The organism is Streptomyces sp. NPDC036815 (genome assembly GCF_055609205.1).
In genome coordinates, this window is record NZ_JBVJPW010000023.1 from 135873 (window position 1) to 144110 (window position 8238).

At 71.2% G+C, this 8238-nt stretch carries 5 protein-coding genes; 2 read left to right on the plus strand and 3 right to left on the minus strand.

Translation table 11 applies throughout. From position 1 onward, the window contains the following. Positions 1-24: 24 nt before the first annotated feature. Positions 25-2397 carry a glycoside hydrolase family 31 protein gene (locus ACZ69I_RS33090; RefSeq protein WP_470836275.1) on the minus strand — a complete coding sequence of 791 codons (2373 nt, stop codon included), beginning with the start codon at positions 2395-2397 and terminating at the stop codon, positions 25-27. A 213-nt stretch (positions 2398-2610) separates the two neighbouring features. Here ACZ69I_RS33090 and ACZ69I_RS33095 point away from each other — a divergent pair, with 213 nt between their 5' ends. Together ACZ69I_RS33095 and ACZ69I_RS33100 are read left to right on the plus strand one after the other, a co-directional pair. Then, positions 2611-4596, plus strand: a complete 1986-nt coding sequence (locus tag ACZ69I_RS33095) for an acetoacetate--CoA ligase (RefSeq protein ID WP_470836276.1) — start codon at positions 2611-2613, stop codon at positions 4594-4596. An 88-nt stretch (positions 4597-4684) separates the two neighbouring features. Continuing rightward, positions 4685-5578, plus strand: coding sequence for a hypothetical protein (locus tag ACZ69I_RS33100; protein ID WP_470836277.1), 894 nt, complete (start codon positions 4685-4687; stop codon positions 5576-5578). A gap of 58 nt (positions 5579-5636) precedes the next feature. On the opposite strand, the gene ptsP is transcribed toward ACZ69I_RS33100, so the two are convergent. Beyond that, a complete protein-coding gene (gene ptsP / locus ACZ69I_RS33105; protein WP_470836278.1) occupies positions 5637-7307 on the minus strand; it encodes a phosphoenolpyruvate--protein phosphotransferase in 1671 nt (556 codons plus the stop codon). A 77-nt stretch (positions 7308-7384) separates the two neighbouring features. Next, positions 7385-7834: a PTS sugar transporter subunit IIA gene (locus tag ACZ69I_RS33110; protein ID WP_467679639.1), complete on the minus strand. Its 450-nt coding sequence runs from the start codon at positions 7832-7834 to the stop codon at positions 7385-7387. Positions 7835-8238 lie beyond the last annotated feature (404 nt).

Consider the following 8238-nt stretch of genomic DNA (forward strand, 5'->3'; position numbering starts at 1 on the left):
GGGGCGCCCCTCGAAGAGCCTCCATCACCCCCCGGCCGCGTCGCCGAGCCCCCGTACCCGCACCGGACGACCCGGTGCCGGACCGGCGTCGCCCTCCCGCTCCACCACCACACGCCCCCCGCTCCACCGCGTCGTGAACCGCTCCAGCTCCGCTTCCGCCCAGCCGTCGCCCGCGTCGGCGACCACGAGGCCACCGCCCGTGCCCCCCTGGGCGGGCGCCCACGCCTCCAGCTCCAGAGCGCCGTCACACCCCCGCACCGGCAGCACCGTGCCCGCGCGCGCGAACACCGGAATGCGCCCCAACGGAGCCTCCACGAGCACCTTCCCCGGCCCCTCGTACGCCGTGCCGGTCGCCGTGTCGTACCAGCGCCCCCTCGGCAGCCGGACCGCCCTGCGCACCGCACCGCTCTCCAGCACCGGAGCCACCAGCAACGAGTCCCCGAGCAGGAACGCGTCCTCGCAGTCCCGCAACGCCCGGTCCTCGGGAGAGCCCCACCACAGGGGACGCACATACGGAGCGCCCGTACGCCGCGCGAGATGGGCAAGCGTCACGAAGTACGGCAACAGGCGCCGGCGTTCGACGAGCACCTCGCGCGCGTGCCCGAGCACCTCGTCGCCGAACTCCCACGGCTCGCGCCGCCCCGCCGTGATCGCCGCGTGCGTACGGAACAGCGGGAGATAGGCCCCCAGCTGGAACCACCGCAGATACAGCTCAGGCGACGGACTGCCGTCGAACCCGCCCACATCAGGACCCGAATACGGCACACCGCACAGACCGAGCCCCAGTACCAGCGACAGCGACGCCCGCAACCCCGGCCAGCCCGTGGACACATCGCCGGACCACGTCCCCCCGTAGCGCTGCATCCCCGCCCACCCGGAACGCGAGAACAAGAAGGGGCGCTCCTCGGGATGCAGCCTGCACAGCGCCTCGTACCCGGCGCGAGCCATCGCCAGGCCGTACACGTTGTGGGCCTCCCGGTGGTCACCACCGCGCCCCTCCAGGGAGTGCCGTGCCGAGCGCGGCAGCGTCGTCTCCCCGAACGCGGCGAACGACACCGGCTCGTTCATGTCGTGCCAGAACCCCGAGAACCCCTGATCGAGCCGCTCCTCGTAGAGCGTGCCCCACCACTCCCGCGCGCGCGGGTCGGTGAAATCCGGGTACACCGCCTCTCCGGGCCACACGACACCGCGCACCGGCCGCCCCGCGGCATCCCGCACGAACGCGTCGGCCGCCGCTCCGCTGTCGTACACCTCGACGCCCGGCTCGGACTTCACCGCCGGGTCGACGATCGACACCAGCCGGATGCCGCCCCTGCCCAACTCGTCCGCGAACTGCGGCAGCTTCGGGAAGCGCTCCTTGTCGACGGTGAACACCTGGTGCGCGTCGTAGTGGTCGATGTCCAGATGGACGGCGTCCAGCGGCAGCCCGCGCCCCTGATAGCCCGCCACGACCCGGCGCACCTCCTGCTCGCTGCCGAAACCCCACCGCGCGTGATGGTGCCCGAGCGCCCACGACGGCGGCAGCGCCGGCGGACCGGTGAGCGACGCCCAGGAGTGCAGCACGCGCGCGGGAGTGCCGACCATCGTCCAGGACCGCAGCGGACCGCCGCTCATCCGCACCTCGCACGCACCGGCCCGGTCATGACCGGAACCGGCACCCTCCACGCCCTCGTGCACCGACACCTCGCCCTCCCACGAGTTGTCGTGGAAGACCAGGTGCGTGCCGACGTCGGCCACCACCATCAACACCGGCATCGTGATGTACAGAGGATCGTCGCCCGGCCCGAAGGCACCGCCCGGATCGGTGTTCCACAGCCGGTACGTCCCGTTCCGCAACCGCGGCCCGCCCGACCGCCCGCCGAGGCCGAAGAACCGGGCGTCCGCCGCCACCTCCGACCGCTGCAGCCAGCGCCCCGCGCCGCCGTCGGCAGGCTCCCACCAGCGCGGCGGCAGATCCCGCCGCAGCATCACACCGCCCGGCGTACGCAGCTCGACCGCCCCGTGCCGCGAAACGACGACTGTCGCCCGCTCCGAGACGACCCGCCAGCCACCCTCCTTGTCGGGCTCGAGGACGGCTCGCGGGTCCGGCTCGGGGCTCCGGCACGACAGCGCGTACGACGGGTCGGGCTCCGCCCCGTCCCAGCCCAGGAAGACCGCCCCGCCGGACGTCACCCGCACCCGCAGCTCCGAGCGCGCGAAACGCACCACACCACCACCGGGCGCCGGCTCCATCCCCGTCACAGCGCCCGGCACCCGGGCCCGTTCCGTGCCCCGGGGCGCCAGCCCCCTCGCGTCCGCCCGCCACCTGCGCCAGGAGGAGCGCACCGTGCGCAACCCCTGCGCCGTGCCGACCATGCCGACCGCCTTCACCGAACGCACCAGGTCACGACCGTTCATGCTGCTCACCCTGCCACCGAAGAAGCCATGTGTGTGCCGCGTTCAACTGCCGTTCACCTGGGGCGACGGCATCTCTCCGCGGGACCGACCGTGTGGGGAACACCCTGGTGCGGAAGTCGATCACATGGCATCGTCCCTTTCAGCCGTGTTCACGCGCACACCCAGCACGTGCGCACTCCACGCATACGACGCGTACAGTCCGGGAGCCGCCCCATGACGTCCTCAGCGAACCCTGCGCCGCTCTGGCAGCCGAGCCCGGAGAGGATCGCCGCCGCGCAGGTCACCCGATTCCAGGCCTGGGCGGCCGAGCACCACGGAGCCCCTGCCGACGGGGGCTACGAAGCGCTGCACCGTTGGTCGGTGACCGAGCTCGAGACGTTCTGGAAGGCCGTCACCGACTGGTTCGACGTCCGCTTCACCACGCCCTACGCGCGCGTGCTGGGCGACCGCTCCATGCCGGGCGCGGAATGGTTCCCCGGAGCGACTCTCAACTACGCCGAGCACGCACTGCGAGCCGCCGACGACCCCGCGCGCGCGGACACCCCAGCCCTCCTCCACGTGGACGAGAGCCACGACCCGCGGCCCGTCACCTGGGCCGAGCTGCGCCGCCAGGTCGGCTCCCTGACCGCGGAGCTGCGCGACCTCGGCGTACGCCCCGGAGACCGCGTCAGCGGCTACCTGCCCAACATCCCGCAGGCCGTCGTCGCCCTCCTGGCCACCGCCGCCGTCGGAGCCGTCTGGACCTCCTGCGCCCCCGACTTCGGCGCCCGCAGCGTCCTGGACCGCTTCCAGCAGGTCGAACCGGTCGTCCTGTTCACCGTCGACGGCTACCGCTACGGAGGCAAGCAGCACGACCGCCGCGACACCGTCGCCGAACTCCGCGCCGAACTGCCCAGTCTCCGTGCCGTCGTCCACATCCCGCTGCTCGGCACGCCCGCCCCCGAAGGCGCCCTGGAATGGTCGGCCCTCACCTCGGCGGACGTGGCCCCCACCTTCGAAGCGGTGCCCTTCGACCACCCCCTGTGGGTGCTCTACTCCTCCGGCACCACCGGCCTGCCCAAAGCGATCGTCCAGTCCCAGGGCGGCATCCTCGTCGAACACCTCAAGCAGCTCGGCCTGCACTGCGACCTGGGCCCCGACGACCGCTTCTTCTGGTACACCTCTACCGGCTGGATGATGTGGAACTTCCTCGTCTCCGGCCTCCTGACGGGCACCACGATCGTCCTGTACGACGGCAGCCCCGGCCACCCCGACACCTGCGCCCAGTGGCGCATCGCCGAGCGCACCGGAGCCACCCTCTTCGGCACCTCCGCCGCGTACGTGATGGCCTGCCGCAAGGCGGACGTGCACCCCGCCCGCGACTTCGACCTCTCCCGCGTCACCTGCGTCGCCACGACCGGATCCCCCCTGCCCCCCGACGGCTTCCGCTGGCTGCACGACGAATTCGCCGGCACCCCGGGCGGCCTGTGGACGGCATCGGTCAGCGGCGGCACGGACGTCTGCTCCTGCTTCGCCGGAGCCGTCCCCACCCTCCCCGTCCACATCGGCGAACTCCAGGCCCCCTGCCTGGGCACCGACCTGCAGTCCTGGGACCCCCAGGGCAAGCCGCTCATCGACGAGGTCGGCGAACTGGTCGTCACCAACCCCATGCCGTCCATGCCCATCCACTTCTGGAACGACCCGGACGGCACCCGCTACCACGACAGCTACTTCGACACCTACCCCGGCGTCTGGCGCCACGGCGACTGGATCACCCTCACCTCACGCGGCTCGGTGGTCATCCACGGCCGCTCCGACTCCACGCTCAACCGCCAGGGCGTACGCATGGGTTCGGCCGACATCTACGAAGCCGTCGAACGGCTCCCGGAGATCCGCGAGACCCTCGTCATCGGCGTCGAACAGCCCGACGGTGGCTACTGGATGCCGCTCTTCGTCCACCTCGCCGACGGAGCCGCCCTCGACGACGCCCTGCGCGACCGCATCAAGCGCACGATCCGCGAGCAGCTCTCGCCGCGCCACGTCCCCGACGAGGTCATCGAGGTCCCCGGCATCCCGCACACCCTCACGGGCAAGCGCATCGAGGTCCCCGTCAAACGCCTCCTGCAGGGCACCCCGCTGGACAAAGCGGTCAACCCGGGCTCGGTGGACCGCATCGAACTCCTCGACTTCTACGCGGACCTGGCCCGCAAACACGCCTGAGCGTCAGGCATTTCCCCAGCTCAGCGGCGATTGTCAGTGCCTCTCGTTACTGTGAGTGAGCATTGATCGACCGAATGCAGGGGGAAGCATGACGCACGCTCGGCAGGACACCATGCGACGCGCACTGCGCCGCGAAGTCGCCGGAACCATCGGCCTGCTGGCCGACGAGGAGGACTTCGCGGCCATGCGCCGCTACCGCACCTTCACCTTCGACGACCACGACACCTACCTCCGACAGGTCGAGGGCCTCCTCAGGACCCTCGCGTCCCAGGGCAGGCACACCACCGTCGCCCTCTTCGACCCCGAGGACTACGCACAGTTCTGCGCGGAGAGCGGCCTCGACCCGGACACACCGGCCAGCCGCACCCGCTTCACCGCGGAACTGGCCTCGGACGGCCCCTCCGTGCCGTACGAGGGCCAGCCCCTCACCGATCTCGTCCCCGACCTCGTCGACGAAGCGGTCCGCCAGGCCACCTGGGAGTACGCGACGGTGGTGCTCGCCCGTACGGGCCCCTGCGCGACCTGCGGCGAGGACATCGGACGAGCCGCCTTCGCCCGCGCCTCCGAACTGATCACCCGAGCCCTCGACACCCCGGGCCCCGGCACCCGGCACCTCGTGTGCAGCGTTCCCTCCGACCCCGAGACACTCCTTGCCGCACTGCACGTCGAGATCGCCGCCGACGGCCGCGCCCTGCTCGACGACACCGAAGCTCTGGAGTTCGCCACGGTCCTCGCCGTCGGCATCGCCACCCACCGCGCGGCCGGCATGGTGCTGCGCTCCAGCGCCGAAGGCGCCCGAGACCGCGTCCAGGGCTGGCGCATGAACGGCGGACGGCTCCAACCCCTCACCGCGGCCGAGGTCTTCGACGCCTACTGCACCGACGCCCTCTCGGGAGAACTCGTCTCGCCGGAATCCGGCGTCGACTACTGCGCGGCACCCGACCTCGAAGAAGGCGATCCCGAAGGAGGTCACACCCACTGAACGCCGAGGGGCGCCCCACCGACTCGGTGGGGCGCCCCTCGAAGAGCCGAGCCGTCGGCTACTCGCCCGACAGCACCGCCTGCGCGGCCTTGCGGGCCTCTTCGGCGCTGTCCGCGGCACGCGCGGCGGACGCGGCACGCTCGCACTGCGCCAGCGTGTACTTGCCGAGCGTCGCACGCACGTAAGGAATCGACGCCGCACCCATCGACAGAGAGGTGACACCGAGACCGGTCAGCACACACGCGAGCAGTGGGTCGGAAGCCGCCTCGCCACACACGCCACAGCTCTTGCCCTCGGCCCTCGCCGCCTCGGCGGACAGCGAGACCAGGTCGAGCAGCGCGGGCTGCCACGGGTCCTGGAGCCGGGACACAGCGCCCACCTGCCGGTCGGCGGCGAAGGCGTACTGCGCGAGGTCATTGGTGCCCAGCGACAGGAACTCGACCTCCTGCAGGATCGAGCGCGCCCGCAGCGCGGCCGACGGAATCTCGACCATCGCACCGAACTTCGCCCGCAGCCCCGCCTCACGGCACGCGTCCGCGAACGCCTTGGCGTCGGCGCGATCCGCCACCATCGGGGCCATGACCTCGAGGTAGACGGGCAGCCCCTCGGCGGCCTTGGCCAGCGCGGTCAGCTGCGTGCGCAGCACGTCGGGGTGGTCGAGCAGCGACCGCAGCCCGCGCACGCCCAGGGCTGGGTTCGGCTCGTCGGCCGGCGTGAGGAAGTCCAGCGGCTTGTCCGCACCGGCATCCAGCACACGCACGACGACACGGCCCTCGGGGAAGGCCTCCAGCACCTTGCGGTACGCCTCGACCTGCTTCTCCTCGGACGGCGCCTTCGTGCTGTCGTCGAGGAAGAGGAACTCGGTACGGAACAGACCGACACCCTCGGCTCCCGCCTCGACCGCGGCCGGCACGTCGGCGGGACCGCCGACATTGGCGAGCAGCGGCACCTTGTGCCCGTCGGACGTGGCACCCGGCCCTGTCGCGGCGGCCAGCGCGGCCTTGCGCTCGGCGGCGGCAGCCTCGAGCTGCCCCTTCTTCTCGGCGCTCGGGTCCACGAAGATCTCACCGGTGCTGCCGTCCACGGCCACGACGGTGCCCTCGGCGAGCTCACCCGCTCCGGGCAGCGCGACGACGGCCGGCACTCCGAGCGCCCGCGCGAGGATCGCGCTGTGACTCGTGGGCCCGCCCTCCTCGGTGACGAAACCGAGGACGAGAGCCGGGTCGAGCAGCGCGGTGTCCGCGGGCGCGAGGTCACGCGCGATCAGCACGTACGGCTCGTCGCTGTCCGGGACGCCCGGCATCGGCACGCCCAGCAGCCGCGCGACGATGCGGTTCCGCACGTCGTCGAGGTCCGCGACCCGGCCGGCCATGTACTCACCGGCGCCGGCCAGCAGTTCGCGGTAGTGGGAGAAGGCGTCGTACACGGCGCGCTCGGCCGTGCTGCCGACGGTGATGCGCCGGTCGACGTCGGACATGAGCTCCGGGTCCTGAGCGATCATGGCCTGCGCTTCGAGCACCGCCTGGGCCTCGCCACCGGCCAGATGACCGCGCGCGTTCAGGTCGGCCGCCACAGCTTCCACGGCCTGGCGAGCGCGCCCCTGTTCGCGCTCGGCCTCCTCCGCGGGAATCTGCTTGGCCGGCGGCTCGAGAACCGCCGTACCCATGTGCCGAACCTCGCCGATCGCCACACCGTGGCTCACACCGACGCCTCGCAGCGTTGTCTCCATTTCACCCGTCTCCGGTTGTGCGGCGGGCCCAGCCGCCGCGGTGGTTGTCGTACCTGCCGTCAGCGACGGCGATGACGTCACTTCCAGCTGAAGAGTGCGTCGCCGGCCTTCACTTCGCCGTCCTCGACGAGATCGGAGAGGGACTCCGCCGTGGCCTCGAGGGCCACGATCGGGCACACCGGGGACTTGCCGGCGGCCTCGACGGCGGCCGGGTCCCAGCGCACGACGGCCTGGCCGCGCTGCACGGTGTCACCCTTGTTGACGAGGAGCTCGAAGCCCTCGCCATTGAGCTGCACGGTGTCGATACCCAGGTGCGTCAGTACGCCATGACCCTGATCATCGACCACCACGAACGCGTGGGGGTGAAGAGAGACGACGATGCCGTCCACGGGAGATACGGCCTCGGAAGGCTCGCGCACAGGATCGATAGCCGTGCCAGGCCCGACCATCGCGCCCGAGAACACGGGATCAGGTACAGCAGAGAGCCCGATGGCGCGTCCTACAAGCGGGGACGAAACACTGGTCATGGCATGCCTCCCAGGGGGTGGAGATTCACAGTCGCCGCCACTACCTGTCCTGGACGACGCACTGTTCAGAAGGGTAAGTCATAAGAAGTCCCGGTTCCGCACGAGAGGTCCTGGTTGGCGGACGTAGAGGAGGTGCACAAACGATTTGCGCCTGCCCGATGCCCGATGTACAGTCGGACTCCTGCCTGAGGCTGTGGGGCGCGGTAAGCGCCCGGCCCCGGCGGCAACCTTCACGTCAGATCCTAACTCTGGGTCCGTCCCCGCATGTCTGCGGTGGTCGTGGTCAGAGAGTCGAATAAGACCTGATAAAGTCGGAACCGCCGGAAAGGGAAACGCGAAAGCCGAAAGGCCGGAGCGGGAACCGGAAAGGCACCGAGGAAGTCGGACACGAAAGAGTCTGATAG